At 36.2% G+C, this 16,826-nt stretch carries 10 protein-coding genes; 5 read left to right on the plus strand and 5 right to left on the minus strand.

The annotated features are described in order from the left end of the window. Positions 1–34: 34 nt before the first annotated feature. On the plus strand, positions 35–2,173 hold the full coding sequence (locus NAT51_RS12790; RefSeq protein WP_250598547.1) for a prolyl oligopeptidase family serine peptidase: 2,139 nt from the start codon (positions 35–37) through the stop codon (positions 2,171–2,173). Between the two features lie 58 nt (positions 2,174–2,231). Here the strand turns inward: NAT51_RS12790 and NAT51_RS12795 are convergent, their stop codons facing one another. The 5 genes from NAT51_RS12795 to miaE form a co-directional block, all read right to left on the minus strand. Beyond that, on the minus strand, positions 2,232–3,017 hold the full coding sequence (locus NAT51_RS12795; protein WP_250598550.1) for a TIGR00266 family protein: 786 nt from the start codon (positions 3,015–3,017) through the stop codon (positions 2,232–2,234). Between the two features lie 110 nt (positions 3,018–3,127). Continuing rightward, on the minus strand, positions 3,128–5,368 hold the full coding sequence (locus NAT51_RS12800; RefSeq protein ID WP_250598559.1) for a choice-of-anchor Q domain-containing protein: 2,241 nt from the start codon (positions 5,366–5,368) through the stop codon (positions 3,128–3,130). A gap of 106 nt (positions 5,369–5,474) precedes the next feature. Continuing rightward, positions 5,475–6,227 carry a LytR/AlgR family response regulator transcription factor gene (locus tag NAT51_RS12805; RefSeq protein WP_250598561.1) on the minus strand — a complete coding sequence of 251 codons (753 nt, stop codon included), beginning with the start codon at positions 6,225–6,227 and terminating at the stop codon, positions 5,475–5,477. Positions 6,228–6,315: 88 nt separating this feature from the next. Further along, complete coding sequence (locus tag NAT51_RS12810; protein ID WP_250598563.1) at positions 6,316–9,285, minus strand: sensor histidine kinase; 2,970 nt, start codon at positions 9,283–9,285, stop codon at positions 6,316–6,318. Between the two features lie 104 nt (positions 9,286–9,389). Beyond that, on the minus strand, positions 9,390–9,971 hold the full coding sequence (gene miaE, locus NAT51_RS12815) for a tRNA-(ms[2]io[6]A)-hydroxylase (RefSeq protein WP_250598751.1): 582 nt from the start codon (positions 9,969–9,971) through the stop codon (positions 9,390–9,392). Positions 9,972–10,055: 84 nt separating this feature from the next. Between miaE and NAT51_RS12820 the strand changes: the two genes are divergently transcribed. The 4 genes from NAT51_RS12820 to NAT51_RS12835 all read left to right on the plus strand — a co-directional run bounded on the left by NAT51_RS12820 (position 10,056) and on the right by NAT51_RS12835 (position 16,826). Beyond that, the gene (locus NAT51_RS12820) at positions 10,056–11,288 is read left to right on the plus strand and encodes a glycosyltransferase family 4 protein (RefSeq protein WP_250598564.1); all 1,233 of its coding nucleotides are present in this window, start codon (positions 10,056–10,058) and stop codon (positions 11,286–11,288) included. A 67-nt stretch (positions 11,289–11,355) separates the two neighbouring features. Beyond that, positions 11,356–15,393 (plus strand): PAS domain S-box protein, encoded by a 4,038-nt coding sequence (locus NAT51_RS12825; RefSeq protein WP_250598565.1) that lies wholly within the window; start codon positions 11,356–11,358, stop codon positions 15,391–15,393. A gap of 308 nt (positions 15,394–15,701) precedes the next feature. Next, complete coding sequence (gene ypfJ / locus NAT51_RS12830) at positions 15,702–16,559, plus strand: KPN_02809 family neutral zinc metallopeptidase (protein WP_250598566.1); 858 nt, start codon at positions 15,702–15,704, stop codon at positions 16,557–16,559. Between the two features lie 45 nt (positions 16,560–16,604). After that, a complete protein-coding gene (locus tag NAT51_RS12835; RefSeq protein ID WP_250598567.1) occupies positions 16,605–16,826 on the plus strand; it encodes a hypothetical protein in 222 nt (73 codons plus the stop codon).

Consider the following 16,826-nt stretch of genomic DNA (forward strand, 5'->3'; position numbering starts at 1 on the left):
GAAAGATGTATTTTTGCTTCAAACCAAACTCACAATGAAAAAACTAGTTACTTCGTTAGCAGTTGTCATGGCAATTTCTGCTAATGCCCAATCCCAAAAAAACACAAAAGGAATGAAATATCCTGTGACCAAAAAAGTTGAAACCACTGATGCATATTTCGGAAAAACAATCAAAGATCCTTACAGATGGCTGGAAGATGACCGTTCACCGGAAACTGAAGTATGGGTTAAAGAGCAAAATAAACTGGCGGATGGATATCTGAATCAAATTCCGTATCGCAATGATTTGAAAACACGTTTGGAAAAAATGTGGAATTATGAAAAAATAAGTTCACCATTTGTTGAAGGTGATTTTACCTATTTCTACAAAAATAACGGTTTACAAAATCAATCGGTTTTATACAGGAAAGATGCATCTGGAAATGAAGAAGTTTTTCTGGATCCAAATACTTTTTCCAAAGATGGTACAACTTCTTTGGCAGGAATTGATTTCTCAAAAGACGGAAGTAAAGCAGCTTATCAAATATCGATTGGCGGCTCTGATTGGCGTGAAGTGATTATTATTGATGCAAAAACAAAGGAAGTTCTTGAAAATAAATTAGTTGACGTAAAATTCAGTGGAATTTCCTGGTATAAAAATGAGGGATTTTATTACTCGAGTTATGATAAGCCGGTTGGGAGTGAACTTTCAGCAAAAACCGATCAGCATAAGGTATACTACCATAAATTGGGAACTCCGCAAAAAGATGATAAAGTAATTTTCGGATTAGATCAAAAGCGTCGCTATGTGGGTGGTAATGTTACTCAGGATGAACGGTTTTTAATGATTTCTGCATCAAATACAACATCAGGTAACGAGTTGTATATTAAAGATTTATCAGTGCCCGAAAGTCCAATCGTAACTATTATGGATAATTTTAATTCAGATAGCTATGTGATTGAAAATGTTGGAAGTAAATTGTTTATTTATACTAATTTCAACGCTCCCAATAAGAAAATTGTTACAGTTGATGTTTCAAAACCAACACCGGATAACTGGAAAGATTTGATTCCTGAAACTGAAAATACATTGTCGCCTACAACCGGAAGCGGTTACATCTTTGCAAATTATATGAAAGATGCAATTTCATTAATTAAGCAATTTGATTATAACGGAAATTTAATCCGGACTATTGAATTACCGGGTGTGGGAACTGCTTTTGGTTTTGACGGTAAGGAGAAAGATGAAACATTATATTATTCGTTCTCAAATTATTATACACCAACCAGAATTTACGCGTTTAGCCCGAAAACAGGAATTTCAACTGTATATCAGAAACCAAAGGTTGATTTTAATTCAGATGATTTTGAATCAAAGCAGGTTTTTTATACTTCAAAAGACGGAACCAAAATACCAATGATTATAACGTATAAGAAAGGATTGAAACTAAATGGTAAAAATCCGACAATCCTTTATGGTTACGGAGGTTTTAATGTGAGTCTGACTCCGGCTTTCAGTATTTCCAATGCGCTTTGGCTGGAAAATGGTGGTGTATATGCCGTTCCGAATTTACGTGGAGGCGGGGAATACGGAAAAAAATGGCATGATGCCGGAACCAAAATGCAAAAACAGAATGTGTTTGATGATTTTATTGCAGCTGCCGAATATTTGATTGCTAATAAATATACTTCAAAGGATTTTCTTGCCGTTCGCGGTGGTTCAAACGGAGGATTATTGGTGGGCGCCGTTATGACACAACGTCCTGATTTAATGAAAGTAGCATTGCCGGCTGTAGGTGTTCTCGATATGTTACGATACCATACGTTTACTGCCGGAGCGGGTTGGGCATATGATTATGGAACTTCTGAAGATTCTGCAGAAATGTTCGAATACATTAAAAAATATTCTCCGGTACATAATGTTAAAAACGGTGTCGAATACCCTGCAACATTAGTAACAACTGGAGATCATGATGATAGGGTTGTGCCGGCTCACAGCTTTAAATTTGCTTCCGAATTGCAGGAAAAACAGAGTGGTAATAATCCGACTTTAATCCGAATAGATATAAATGCCGGTCACGGTGCTGGAAAATCTGTTGCGGCAATTATTCAGGAAAGTGTGGATGTACAGGCATTTACCTTGTTTAATATGGGCATTAAAAGCCTTACTATAAAGAAGAAAGAGACTTTATAAGAAAAGAAAAGACTAAGCATTTGCTTAGTCTTTTTTAGTTATAACTATTACGATAAATTTAGATTCCGTCTACCAGTTTGCCTAAACCACCTAAAACACCACCTTCTTCTTTAGTGCTGTTAAAGCCTGAAGCTGCTATTATTTTTCCGGCTAATCGGCTAAATGGAAGTGACTGGATATATACAATTCCGGGACCGCGAAGTGTGGCATAAAACAATCCTTCACCACCGAAAATTGAATTTTTAATTCCTCCGATGAATTCAATATCATAATCAACATCTTTTGTAAAGCCTACAATACATCCCGTATCTACTTTAAGAACTTCTCCGGCTTGTAATTCTTTACGGGCCAAAGTTCCTCCGGAGTGTACAAACGCCATTCCGTCTCCTTCGATTTTTTGCATGATAAAACCTTCACCACCAAAAAGTCCGCGGCCTAATTTTTTAGAGAATTCAATTCCTACCGAAACTCCTTTGGCAGCACATAAAAACGAATCTTTCTGACAAATGAATTTTCCCTGGTATTGAGTTAAGTCAATTGCAACAATTTTCCCTGGATACGGAGATGCAAATGAGACTTTTCTTTTGTTGGAGTCCTGGTTCATATAGGCAGTCATAAATAAACTTTCTCCGGTCAGCATTCGTTTTCCGGCACTTAAAAGTTTACCGAACATTCCTGATTCCTGACCAGATCCATCTCCGAAAATGGTTTCCATTTTGATACCGTTCTCCATCATCATGAAGCTACCGGCTTCGGCAACCACCACTTCCTGCGGATCTAATTCAATTTCAACATATTGCATTTCTTCACCATAAATATGGTAATCTATTTCATGAGCTTGCATATTTTTTAGTTTTTATGTTTATAGTTATTAGACACAAAGTATACTATAAAGTTACAGCTTTAAATAAAAAAAGCTCCCATAGATGAGAGCATTATTCCTGAAATGAATGGTCAGTTTTTAATAATTTGCCTTGAAAAGATTTTCCCTTCATTTGTTTCCACGATTAGAAGATAGATGCCATTTGGAACAGATGTAAAATCAATGACGGATATATTTCCGTTGAATAGTTTCAGTCCGATTGTGGAATAAAGGTCAACTTTTTTTATCGGTTCTGTTGTTTTGATGTTGATGATTCCGTTGGTTGGATTAGGGTAGATGATTATTTCGTCATTGAATGAATGATTATCTGTGCCCAAAGATGCATCGAATTCAAAGGCACCCATATCAACTGTTGAATTAACAATTCTTGTATTCCCGTTCAAGTCTAATGTTAAACCTGCAGGAACAAATACGTTATTTCCAGTATCAATTGCCGGAGAACCGCTTTGTAAAGTATAATTGCTGTTCAGAAGCGGATTGCTGTTAATTCCGCTGATCTGGCCTCCTTGTGATATGGTATTTTGCAATGATGGACCACCCAAAGTTCCACCTATAAAAAAAGGAACGTTTGATCCATTACCGTAAATGATACAGTTTTTGAATCGGGTATTAGATCCATTATCGGTTCTGATCACATTTCCTGCATTTCCTGCATTTCCTGAAAAAGTGGTGTTAATTACATCAACATTGATCCCGTTTTGATTTCCGCTATTTGCCGTACTGGCACTCAGATACAAGCTGGAAGCACCAGATCCCGAAGTATTATTATGGAAAAGACAGTTTTTGATTTCACTGTTTCCGTACCAGGAAAAACCATTGGCACCTGAAATAAGAATTTGCGCATTTGAACCTGAATGGTTTTCTCTTATAATAGTTGATTCAAGATTCGCAGTAAAGATTTGGTTGTTCACACCTCCGGCAAAATATCCACTCAAAACTCCGGTATCAGACCCTGAGTTTTTTTCCAGAATACAATTTCTGATCAAAATTGATGCATTGTCATTGGAGTTGTAGGTATTGATATAAACCGCACCACCACGAGTATGGTAATATTGTGCCGAAGCAGTACCGGATGTTAATGTTGGTCCGTTAGCATTGCCTCCCGTGATTGTAAAACCGTCAACCACAACATTACGGATGTTTCCTTTAACGGTGATCACGTGATAGGCATTGTCTTGTCTGGTTGCTTCGGTTGCGGTAATAGTTGAATTATCATTGCCGTTTATATCTCCATTAAGGATTGTCAGGTTTGTTTTTGGATTCCTTTGGCTTAACTGCGTTTCGGTTCCATCAAAACCACCGTACATTTTTAAGGCATTTTTCATCAGAAAAGTTGAATTTCGTGCTGCTCCTGATGGTTTGTATATTCCGGCAGCTACCCAGATTTCATTTACCGAAGTGGAAGTTGTAATGGCTGTTTCCAAATTAGTGTATGCATCAGTCCAGGATGTTCCATTATTGGCTCCGGTAGCATTTGAATTGACATATATTTTTACGGCAGGTTTGTCTTCATTGAATAAAATATCAATTTCAGGTGAAGAAAGTGTTCTTTCGTAATAGCGTATCTGATCGATTCCGTCCCGGTAATCCAAATAATTACTGTCATGACTTTTACCAATTACCAATGGGTTGTTTGGCGTAATAGTTCTCACGGTATAATTTTCACTGGTTAAACCAGATGCGTAGTTAGTTTCAGCGTCTGCACCAACGTATACATTATCAATATACATAGAGTAGGTGTAAGTAAGTGTGTATTGCGAAAGCGATCCAGCATACATTAAAGAACTTGTTGAACTTAGCTGACAAACTACATGATGCCATTGCCCGTCATTTACAGGTTGGCTTACAACTTCCTGTACGCCGCTTGCACCACTTGTTGACTGGAAATTCCAACTGTATTGTCCGTTGAAATAAATTTTTCCATCTTTTAGTGATGCACTGAATCCTGCAGGATTTGCTGCTGTATTGTGTTGGTCAAGGATAAGACGTTTCGGACTTTCATTTGTAGTTGTTTTGATCCAAAAACTAACAGCAAAATTGTTAACACTTGCTGCGTTTGTTCCTCCTGCACTGAATGAATCTCCATTGAGTTGGATGGCTTTATTGGTTTCCCCATTCCGGTCGGTTATAATTGTCCGGGAATTGCCTGTAGGAGTAAGAGTTGTTGTTCCGGTTTGTAAAGCCGGACTCACATCACTGGTTAAGATACCATTGGTGAATTTATAATCTTTGATTAAAGAAGTTGCCGGGATTTGAGCCTTAGCACTGTTAAAGCAAAAAAATGCAATTAGAAAAAGTAGTTGTAATCTCATAGCCGTTTGATTTAATATTTGAAACAAATTTCAATCGTTTGCTATGTTTAATAGTGTATTTCTTTCTGAAAGTAGCCGTTTTTTTTCTGAAACGGAAATCAAATATTTAGAAAATATCCTGAATGAATTGAAGAAATTCTTCTTTTTTTTCTTTGGCAATAGGAACAGTTTTGTTGTTTTCCATGATTAAATGTAAACCATCCTTTTTAGACAATTCTTTGATATATTTTAAATTGATCAAAAACGATCGATGAGGTTTGTAAAATATAGGTTTCTCATGGAGCTGGTCGACAAAATGTCTGAGCGGTTTACAAATTAGCTGTGAATCGTTATTTTTCATATACACTTTGGTGTACATGCCATCTGCTTCAAATAGAATAATATCATCATGGGAAACAAATAAAATTCCTTTCGGAATTTCAAGAATCATCTTATTCAATGAAAGTTGTTGGAATACTTTTTTTAAATCATCCAATTTGGTATTGATACTGGTTTTTTCGATTTCTTTTTGGGCTTTGGCTACAGCATTTTTAAATTCATTACTGTCAATCGGTTTTAACAGATAATCAACGGCCGATAATTTAAAAGCCTGAACAGCATATTCATTATAGGCGGTGATGAAAATTATTTGGAAATTCACTTCTCCGGGTTCAAAAAAATCTAAAATTTCCAAACCGGAATGTCCCGGCATTTCAATGTCAAGAAAAACAATTTGTGGTTGATGTTCCTTGATTAAGGCAACACCGGATTCTAAGTCGGCTGCTTCTGAAATAATGGTTATTTCAGTACAATGTTCTTTAACTAAGGTAATGATTAATCTCCGTGCTTTATTTTCATCGTCAATAATGATTGCTTTCATTGTATTGTTTTACTGCAAAAATGTGCTTAAAAATAGATGTTGGCTTGCTTTTCTTTCTGAAATTGATCTTTTTCTTTCTGAAAGATCCTTACAAAGGAATTGTGATTATTACTTTGGTACCAATTGAAACTTGATTGGCATCATACAAATCTTCAACAGCAACTGATGTTTTTTTTGTTCGTGTTTTATTGATTAGTTCAACTCTTTTCTGATTAGCGGATGTAGCAAAAGACTGGTGTTGATGCCCTCTCTTACCATTTAAAACTTCTGAAGCTATTCTTCCAATTCCGTTATCAGTAATTGAACAGATTAAACTGTCTTTCTTTTGGTTCATGGAAAATATAATATCAAGTTTTCTGTTTTCTTTTTTGTGTAACAAACCGTGTTTTAAGGCATTTTCAACATAAGGCTGAATGAAAAGTGACGGGATTTTTGTTATGGCCGGATTGATTTCTTCTGAAACATCAACCGAGTATTCCAAAACATCTTCGAATCTGTCTTTTTCCAATTCCAGATATAAATACAATGCTTTCAACTCTTCATCAAGCATTACTTCACTTTCCCTGCTATGTTCAAGGTATATACGGATTAAACGCGAAAATTTGACCAGAAAAGTACTGGCGGTTTCTTTTTCATTGGTTATGATATACTCCTGAATTGAATTTAAAGCATTAAAAATGAAATGCGGATTCATTTGTGAACGAAGGTTTTCCAATTGCGAAAAAACAAGTTCTTTGTCAATCTCGGCCTTTTCAAGCATGATTTGTTTCTCATTTTCGAGTCTTTTTAGCCGTGTTCTGAAGTATAGCCAGATTAATGTAAACATCGTCAATGCTGCAACAAGATAAAACCACCATTTTTGCCAAAAAGGAGCTTCAATATTGATTTCTAATGAAATTAGACTTGACTGTACTCCGTTTGAATTTATGGCTTTTACCTGAAAAGTAAAATTCCCGGAAGGCAAACTCGAGTAACGGACAAAATCAATACCTTTTTCCAAAGAGAGCCATGTGTCATTTAATCCAATCATACGGTATTGATAAGTAATACTTTCTGCGGTTTGGAATCCATTGCAGTTAAAACTGATTTTGACTGCATTTTTATCGTGGCTTAATTTGTATTCATCCTGTAATGTAACATCCTTGTCATGTATGTTTACGCCGGTAAAATAAATTTCCGGAGCTTGTAAGGTTTTGAAACTTTTATTTTTATCGACGATGAAAATTCCTTTATTGGAGGAAACATAAACCTGATTTCCGATAATTTCAATATCTGAAATATTGTAACTTTCCAGTCCGTCATTTTTAGTAATACTCTTAAAAGTACTGTTTTTGATATCGAAAACCTGTAAACCTTTTTGGGAAGAAATCCAAAGTTGGTTCCCATCACTCTTCAGTTTTCCTGTTTCATTGGAAAGTAAGCCGTTTTGTATGGTAAGATTGTAAAAAACAGTTTTGTTTTTAATGCCTAATATTCCATCCTTAAAAGTAGAAACCCATAAGGTACCATCATTGGTTTCGGCCATATCAATAGCAAAAATGGGTTGTTTTTTATACTGTATGACCGTTTGTTTGTTGTTAGCATCAAATTGAATTAAATCATCAACAAAGCCAACATAGCTCGTGTTTGTTTTTGTACTGTAAAAGCAGGTGTAAGCTCTTTTTTTTCGGATATCGGTGATTGGAATTGTTGCTGATCTATTTGTAAAATCAGTAATAGGGGAATTTATATTTCGGGATGATGAACCGGATTTTGTAAAAGGGTTTTCCATGATACTGGCCCGGTCATAACTTGCATTTAATATGGCGTTGTTTTTTGCAATTGACATCGCTTTTGAAGCAGTCAAATACGGAATTCCGTACATTTTACTTTCATTCAGGTTCCATATGTGTGACTGTGCTTCCTGACTAATGAATAATGAGTTGAAATTTGGATTGTAAAGAATTTGCCAGATCTTGCTTCTCGAAGGTAATTGAAGAATAGTGTTTTGATACGTTTCGGTATTTAACAGGCCAAATATTCCTTCTGATGTTCCAAATACCAGATTGTATTTGCCCGTAACTGCCATAGTGCTTATGTGTTTTGCATTATCCGGGAGTTGTACTTTTTTGATGTAAATGTTAGGCATTACAAAGATGCCGTTTCTTAGGGAACTGAACCAAAAATTATTGTTTTTGTCTTTTACGATTTTAGTAATATACTCATTGGGTAAGAAGGTGTTTTGGTATTCAATTGTGTTGTTATTCCAGGAACATACAATAACGCCCTGGTTCGTGCAAAACCATATCAGGTTATCGTTTTTTAAAATCCGGATGATGGTTTTATCGGATAATTGTGCCGGCACTTTTATTTCCCTGAAATTCCCTGAAGTTTTTGCTTTAAGATAAAAATGCTGGACACCGTTGAATAGAGATGTGAACAATAAATGATTACCAAGATTACAAAATGAATTGTTTTTAGGCTCAATTTGATCAGCATTAAAGGCGAAAACAGAATTTATCTTGTCGTTTTCGATGTATTTGATTTGATTTGTAAGTGAGAAATATAATCTGCCATCATACAGAAACGGACTCCTGTAATAAGGAGAATTTGTTGTTTTGTCTTTAACCAATATTCTTTTTTTGGTATCGGTGTTTATTTTGAAGATACCTTTTTCTGAAAAAGCGGTTAGTTCTTTGTTTTTGACAATAAACTCAGGTAATTGACCTTTTAATTCATCTTTTAAATCGGTGAACAAAACTAATTTGTTGCCTTGGACAAAAAAGAACTGTCCGGATATATTGTTGCACCAAACGTTACCAAAATCATCCTGATATAGTCCAAAAACGGACAAACCTCTTTTTTTAGGATGTGTGAAATTCGTGAAATTTTTTCCGTCATACCGGTATAAACCTTTATCGGCAGCAAACCACACAAAACCTTTTTTGTCTTCCAGTAAATCGTAAAATTCAATATCGGGTGAGCCGTCTTTTTCGGTTAATTGTATGGTAACAGGTTGTTGTGCAAATGTCAGATTTGCAATCAGAAAAAGAAAAATATGGAATGCTTTGACTCTCAAGAGTTTATTTTAAAGAATAAAAATAAACTTTTGCGGCAACAATTGCGTTATTTTCTTTTTAAAAATGGTGTTTTTTCTTCCGAAAAAGTATGATTGGTAGTATTTTACCCGTGAATAGTACCTGATATACCATAATTGGTTATCAATTCACCTTCGAATTCAATCCATTCTTTCCAGCGTTTATTAACTTCATCCACATTGCCGTATTTACGGGCAAAATTCAGGAAAGTTGTATAATGTCCGGCTTCACTGATCATTAAGTCACGGTAAAATGTAGCTAATTCTTCATCTTTTATATTTTCGGAAAGCACTTTAAAACGTTCGCAGCTTCTCGCTTCAATCATGGCTGAAAATAATAAGCGCTCAATCAGTGATTGCTCACGGGTTCCGTCTTTTTTCATGAACTTGGCCAATTGTCCTACGTAATCATCTTTTCTTTCACGGGTAAATTCAAGACCGCGTTTTTTGATAATATCATGAACCATTTGGAAATGTTCCAATTCTTCACGGGAAATAATAAGCAGTTCCGTTACCAAATCTTCCTTTTCGGAATTGTTGATAATCATGGTGATGGCATTCGTCGCTGCTTTTTGTTCGCACCAGGCATGGTCCGATAATATTTCAGCAATGTTTTCCTCTACGATATTAGCCCATCTTGGGTCGGTTTTTAATTTTAATCCAAGCATTTTGAAAAAATAAGATTGCAAAATTACGTTTTTTGCCATTGATTTTTACAGATAAAAGTGGGTATTTTGTAGAAAATATTCAATTTGAAAAAGAAGCAACTTTTAGTGATTGGTTTGGTTTGGCCGGAACCGACTTCTTCTGCAGCCGGGACGCGGATTTTGCAATTAATCGATTTATTTCTGGCGCAGCACTTTGAAATAACCTTTGCTTCAGCTGCACAGGAAAGTGAATTCTCATTCGATTTAGCTTCGAAAGAAATTCATAAAAAATCAATTGCCTTAAATTCATCTGATTTTGATGTATTTGTAAAAGAATTAAATCCTGACATAGTCCTTTTTGACCGTTATATTTCAGAAGAACAATTTGGTTGGCGTGTGACAGAAAATTGCCCGGATGCTGTCCGGGTTTTAGATACTGAAGACTTACATTGTCTTCGTTTGGAACGTCAGAATTCAGTCAAAAAAAGCAACAATTTTCAATTGGAAGATTTATTGCTTTCCGAAATCGCCAAACGTGAAATTGCTTCTATTTACCGTTGTGACCTGACCCTGATGATTTCGGAGTTTGAAATGAATCTACTGCAACAATTATTCAAAATTGATGAGGCATTGCTGCATTACCTGCCGATGTTTTATGAGCCAATTCCACAAGATAATTTGCTCTCGTTTGAGGATAAAAAAGATTTTATTTTCATTGGTAATTTCATACATGAACCCAATTGGGACGCAGTAATGCAACTAAAAAAAGTAATCTGGCCCCAAATTAAAAAGCAATTGCCACATGCGAAATTGAATATTTATGGTGCTTATCCAAGTCAGAAAGTTTTACAGCTTCATAATGAAAAAGAAGGATTTCTGATTCACGGACGGGCGGAAAATGCTCAGGAAGTAATCGGGAATTCAAGAGTCATGCTGGCTCCGTTGCGTTTTGGGGCCGGACAAAAAGGGAAACTTCTGGAAGCCATGCAAACCGGAACATGCTCGGTTACAACAACTATTGGATCAGAAGGAATTTCAGAAGATGATCACTGGAATGGGAATGTAACTGATGATTTTACTGCATTCAGTTCACTGGCAGTTAATTTGTATGAAGATGAGGCTTTTTGGAACCAAAAACAGCACATCGGATTTGAAATAGTAGCTAAATATCATGTAAACCGTTTTACTGAAGAGTTTGAACAAAGGATCCTAAAACTAGAAAAGGATTTGATTATTCACCGCCAATTTAACTTTATAGGAAATTTACTAAACCAGCACCAATTCCAAAGTACAAAGTTCATGTCAAAATGGATTGAGGAGAAAAATAAAAAATCCTAAAGCAGCCAGTTTAACATTTTTTTACTAAATTAGATTGCTTCGTAAACTTTACAAACTCAGCAATTTAATGATTTTAGTGTCGATGGTAAAATTTGTACTGATGCTCAATTCCTTTAGCATGGTTGCTTTTGATGATTTTTCTATTGGTTTTACTGATGATATTTATCATACATGGTGGTTTGTAACTTTTTTTGTTGTACTTCTTGCATTGGTTATTTTCTTGGGTTTCAGAGGCTATTCGGCTGTAAACCGGGATTTGATTAAGAATTATTTCGAAATCGAGAATTCCAATGAACAATACAGTTTGTTTTTTCTTTTTTTAGGAATTTCCATACCAACCATCGAATTTCTGGTCGAGTATTTTACGGTACGCAGGAGGGATTCTTTCGAAGTGAACCTGATTATCGGTGGTGTTTTGGTGATTATCTATTTTTTGAGCCAAAGATTTTCAGTCATTTTCAGAAATACCAGATTACTGTTTACGATTGCCTTTTTTGGTTATTATTTCCTGACACTGTATTGGATGTTAAAAGTACCCGGACATGTAGCCAGTTATTTTGATTTTGTAATCCTTTTTGTGGTTTCCTATAATATATTCAGATCTAATCTGCTTTACTGGATTTTTGCTGTTACCAACTTTGCCATACTTCTTGTTTTTCATTACAATAATTGGATTCCGAAAGTCTATATGGTGACCACTTTATACAGTATATTCCTTGTGTCAATTATTAACCATGTGCGGTATATAGTCAATTTAAAGGTTAAGGATAATTTTTTATTTGCCGATAACATTGTAAACAAAGGAACTTCCCTTGTTATTGCTGTTAATAAATCAGGGGAAGTAGTGTATTGCAGTCAGACAGTTACCTCAATATTGGGTTATGAGCCTGATGAAGTCAAAGGGTTGAATTTTTGGACATTGACGCAAGATCAGGAATTTACCGTTGTTGATTATGAAATAAGCAAAGAACTTTATGTCAGAAAACTGAAATGCAAGGACGGGAGTTATAAATACATTCAATGGAAGGATTCGGTTTATTCGGAAGATACTTATCTGGGTATCGGACATGACGTTACTGAACAACAGGAAGCCCAAAATCATTACAAAACGTTAATTGAGAGTGCTTCGGATATCATTTATGAAATTGATAAAGCCGGATATTTTATTTATCTGAATCCTTTTTCGAGAAAATTAATGAATTACTCTGAAAATGATATTATTGGAAAGCATTTTACCGATTTCATACGGGAAGATTATGTAGAGGAGGTTCTGGAATTTTACAAAAAATACTACGCCAGAAATGAAGATATCCCAACTATTGAGTTTCCTACAAAAAAGAAAGACGGTACCGAACTCTGGATTTCACAGAAAGTTTCCCTGACCCGTAACAGCGAAGGAAAAGTTACCGGTTTCGGAGCCATTGCACGTGACGTTACCCTGCTCAAAAAAATCCAGATAGAGCAATTAGAGAGACAGGAAAAAACAGAAATTTACAGCAGGACTATTAATGATTTGGTTACAAAGCAATATACTGCTAATGATTCGTTTGATGCAATTGTAAAGAACATACTGCGATCGGCTTCACAAGGTTCAAAAATAGACCGTATCGGATTCTGGAATTACACAGAAGAAATTTTGCAATGCAGCAACATTTATAATCTGGAAACTGACAGTTTCGGGGATACGATGGTAAGTTACAAATCGGAAAACCCAATTTATTTCGAATATTTCGTCAGGGATAATATTGTAATCGCTTCAGATGTTTACAATAATGAAGCTACCAAAGAGTTTATAACCACCTATTTTCCCAAAAACAGAATTAAATCGATGCTGGATATTCCGGTAATGGTTAACGGACAGTTGCATTCGATTTTGTGCTTTGAAACAATCAAAGAAATCAGGAATTGGGACAATGATGATATCAATTTTGCCCGTTCGGTAGCCGAAGTGGTTTCGTTGGCGATTGAATTTAATAAACGTATCGAAACTGAATCAAAACTGGAAGAAAAGACGAAAATTCTTTCTGCTATTGCAGCTTCAACCGAAATTTTACTCAAAAAAACCAGTGTTGAAGAAGCTTTTGATGAAATTTTCAGTAATACACTTTCTAAGTTGGGTGAAGCTGCTAATGTAGACCGGATTTATTATTTTGAAAACAACCAGCACAAACTCACATTAAGCCAGAAAAAAGAATGGGTCAGACAAGGTGTTGAACCACAGATCGAAAATGAAGAATTGCAGGATATTCCGCATGAAGAAATAAATTCGATGCTGCAACCTTTACTCCGTGATAAAATTTTCAACGAAGTAGTCAGTAGAGTGCAGGACGATCACCTGCGTGATATATTGGAAAGGCAAAATATCCTGGCCATTTTGATTTTACCGATTATGGTAAAAAACCAGTTCTATGGATTTATAGGTTTTGACGATTGTACAAAAGGGAGAAAGTGGACCGAAGATGAAATTGGGGTTTTACAAATTTTATCGAATAATATTGCCGCAACCATTGAACGGATTCATTCTGAAAAATTAATTCAGGAAAGTGAAGAAAAATTCAAGCTTCTGGCTGATAACATTCCCGGAACCGTTTACCTTTCAGAGTATGATGAAAACTGGACTAAAGTTTATCTGAATGACGAAATAGAAAAACTGACCGGTTATGATAAAACCGAATTCATCAAAGGAGAAGTATCATTGTTTGATTTAGTCCATCCGGATGATCAGGAAACACTAAAAAGGTATACAGATGAGTGTATTGCAAGAGGTGAGCCGTTTCATGTGATGTACCGGTTGAAAAAGAAATCAGGCGAGTACATCTGGATTGAAGAATTTGGCGATACCATTCTGAAAGAAGGAAAAGTAGCCTATATCGAAGGGATTCTGATTGATATTACCGAGAAGAAAGCAATTGAAACCGAAATCAAAGCACGTGAATATGCTGAAGCCTCGAACAAAGCAAAATCAGAGTTTCTGGCCAATATGAGTCACGAAATCCGGACACCATTGAATGCAATCATTGGTTTTACTGATATTTTAAGCGAAACCCAGCTCGATAAAACCCAGCATGAATACCTGGCGACGGTTAATAAATCGGCAGGCATATTACTCGATGTGGTAAACGATATCCTTGATTTTTCCAAAATCGAAACCGGAAAACTGGATTTGGATTACCACCGGGTGAATCTCGTCGAAACTGCGAATCAGGTACTGGATATTATCAAATTTGATTCGGTTCAGAAAAACATCGAACTGAAATTCAATATAGGAATTGGTGTGCCAAAATATGTATCCACCGACGCACTCCGGATTAAACAGATTTTACTCAATTTATTGTCCAATGCCGTTAAGTTTACTAGTAAAGGAACGGTAGAGTTACGGATGGACCTGATGGATCAGGATGAAGAAAAATCCAAAATCAGGATTTCAGTAATCGATAGCGGTATCGGAATCAAAAAAATCAATCAGGATAAGATTTTCGAACCTTTCTCACAGGAAGACAATTCAACCACGCGTAAATACGGAGGAACCGGATTAGGATTGGCCATTTCGAATAAAATATTGAATTTGATGGGCAGCAGCCTGGAACTATACAGTGATTTCCGCAAAGGGAGTACATTTTATTTTGATTTGAATCTGGATTATTACTCAGACGATGAAGGCATTAATTCGATTGATGTGAATAATTTATTGGTCCGTTATGAAGATCTCAGCCACCAGTATGTAAGGAATGTTTTCGAACTTGAGAAAAAGATTCTTGTAGTGGAAGACAATAAAATAAACATGCTACTGGCTCGTACCCTGATAAAAAAATTAATGCCTAGAGCCAATATTATAGAGGCACAGAACGGAAAAATCGGTGTGGATAAATGCCACGATTTAAATCCTGACATAATTCTGTTGGATATCCAAATGCCATTGATGAACGGCTATGAAGCAGCTGTTGAAATCAGGAAGTTCAACGATAAAGTTCCCATAATAGCCTTAACGGCCGGAACCATAAAAGGGGAAAAAGAGAAATGCCTGGAGTCGGGAATGAATGATTATATTTCGAAACCCATCGACAAAGATATTTTTGAAAATATCCTGCTCAAATGGCTACAGTAAGAAAATATTTATTTTTTTTGTATACTAAACTAACTATAAACTAGAAGCTATTAATTCCAGTCTAAAAGGCTCAAATTCCAACCTAAAAGGTTCGAATTCCAGCCAAAAAGGCTCAAGTTCCAGTCTAAAAGGTTCAAGTTCCAGTCTAAAAGGCTCAAATTCCAACCTAAAAGGTTCGAATTCCAGCCAAAAAGGCTCAAATTCCAACCTTAAGGTTCGAATTCCAGCCAAAAAGGCTCAAATTCCAGTCTAAAAGGTTCAAGTTCCAACCTATAAGATATTAATTATAAACCATAAACTATAAAATTATGAAATGGCAAGGAAGACGTCAAAGTGATAATGTTGAAGACCGCAGAGGAATGTCAGCCGGTGGTAAAGTTGTAGCCGGAGGCGGAATTCTGGGGATTATAATCGTATTGGTGCAAATGTTTGGCGGAGAAAACGCACAAATGATCACACCCATGCTGGAACAAATGAACCAGCAACAGGGAACGGTACAAACTGAACAACGGGAATTGACAGAAGAAGAAAAAGTTCTGGGCCAATTTGTATCCACCATGTTCGCTGATAATGAAGATACCTGGGAGAAAGTTTTTGCCGAAAACAATATGCAATACCGCCAACCGAAGATGGTGTTATTTACCGATGCGGTAGAAACGGCTTGTGGTTCAGCTTCGGCGGCTTCCGGACCTTTTTATTGCCCGGGTGATGAAAAAGTATATATGGATCTGGCATTTTTCAATGAACTGCAAACCCGTTTCGGAGCAAAAGGCGGCGATTTTGCCATTTCGTATGTGATTGCACACGAAGTCGGACACCACGTACAAACGGTTTTAGGAACTTCGAATAAGGTTCGTAAACTGCAATCCGGAATGTCACAGGAAGAAGCCAATAAGCTTTCGGTGGCATTAGAGCTGCAAGCCGATTTTTATGCCGGACTTTGGGCGAAATACAATCAGCAATATCTTGATCCGGACGACATTGACGAAGCATTGAGCGCTGCCCAAGCGGTTGGTGACGACGCCATTCAAAAACGCATGCAGGGTCACGTCGTACCGGAATCGTTTACACACGGAACATCCGAACAACGCAAATACTGGTTCATGAGAGGATACAAAACCGGCGATATCCGTCAGGGCGATACTTTCTCTGAGTTAGGCAATTAGGAGCTATTCCTGCCATTGTTATGAAGTACTAAAAATTATATGTATATGAATGAATATATCCTAAAATTGCCATATGAATTTGAAGCGTTCCAACTTGGTATTGAGTTAACTATAATACACTATGTTGATGAAGAAAATTTCACTAAAAAAAATGATGATGAACTTGAAGTTATAGTTTACAATATTGCTTTTGATGACGAAGATAATATGTATAGTTTCGATAAAGATATTAGGGCAAGTGCGCCTTATATATTCAATGAAAATTAA

The organism is Flavobacterium amniphilum (assembly GCF_023634845.1).
GTDB lineage: Bacteria > Bacteroidota > Bacteroidia > Flavobacteriales > Flavobacteriaceae > Flavobacterium > Flavobacterium amniphilum.

What these genes read in the sequence shown, in the direction of transcription:
- NAT51_RS12790 (WP_250598547.1), top strand. Translation starts at nt 35, where the DNA reads ATGAAAAAACTAGTTACTTCGTTAGCAGTTGTCATGGCAATTTCTGCT.
- NAT51_RS12795 (WP_250598550.1), bottom strand. Translation starts at nt 3,017, where the DNA reads ATGCAAGCTCATGAAATAGATTACCATATTTATGGTGAAGAAATGCAA.
- NAT51_RS12800 (WP_250598559.1), bottom strand. Translation starts at nt 5,368, where the DNA reads ATGAGATTACAACTACTTTTTCTAATTGCATTTTTTTGCTTTAACAGT.
- NAT51_RS12805 (WP_250598561.1), bottom strand. Translation starts at nt 6,227, where the DNA reads ATGAAAGCAATCATTATTGACGATGAAAATAAAGCACGGAGATTAATC.
- miaE (WP_250598751.1), bottom strand. Translation starts at nt 9,971, where the DNA reads ATGCTTGGATTAAAATTAAAAACCGACCCAAGATGGGCTAATATCGTA.
- NAT51_RS12825 (WP_250598565.1), top strand. Translation starts at nt 11,356, where the DNA reads ATGATTTTAGTGTCGATGGTAAAATTTGTACTGATGCTCAATTCCTTT.
- ypfJ (WP_250598566.1), top strand. Translation starts at nt 15,702, where the DNA reads ATGAAATGGCAAGGAAGACGTCAAAGTGATAATGTTGAAGACCGCAGA.
- NAT51_RS12835 (WP_250598567.1), top strand. Translation starts at nt 16,605, where the DNA reads ATGAATGAATATATCCTAAAATTGCCATATGAATTTGAAGCGTTCCAA.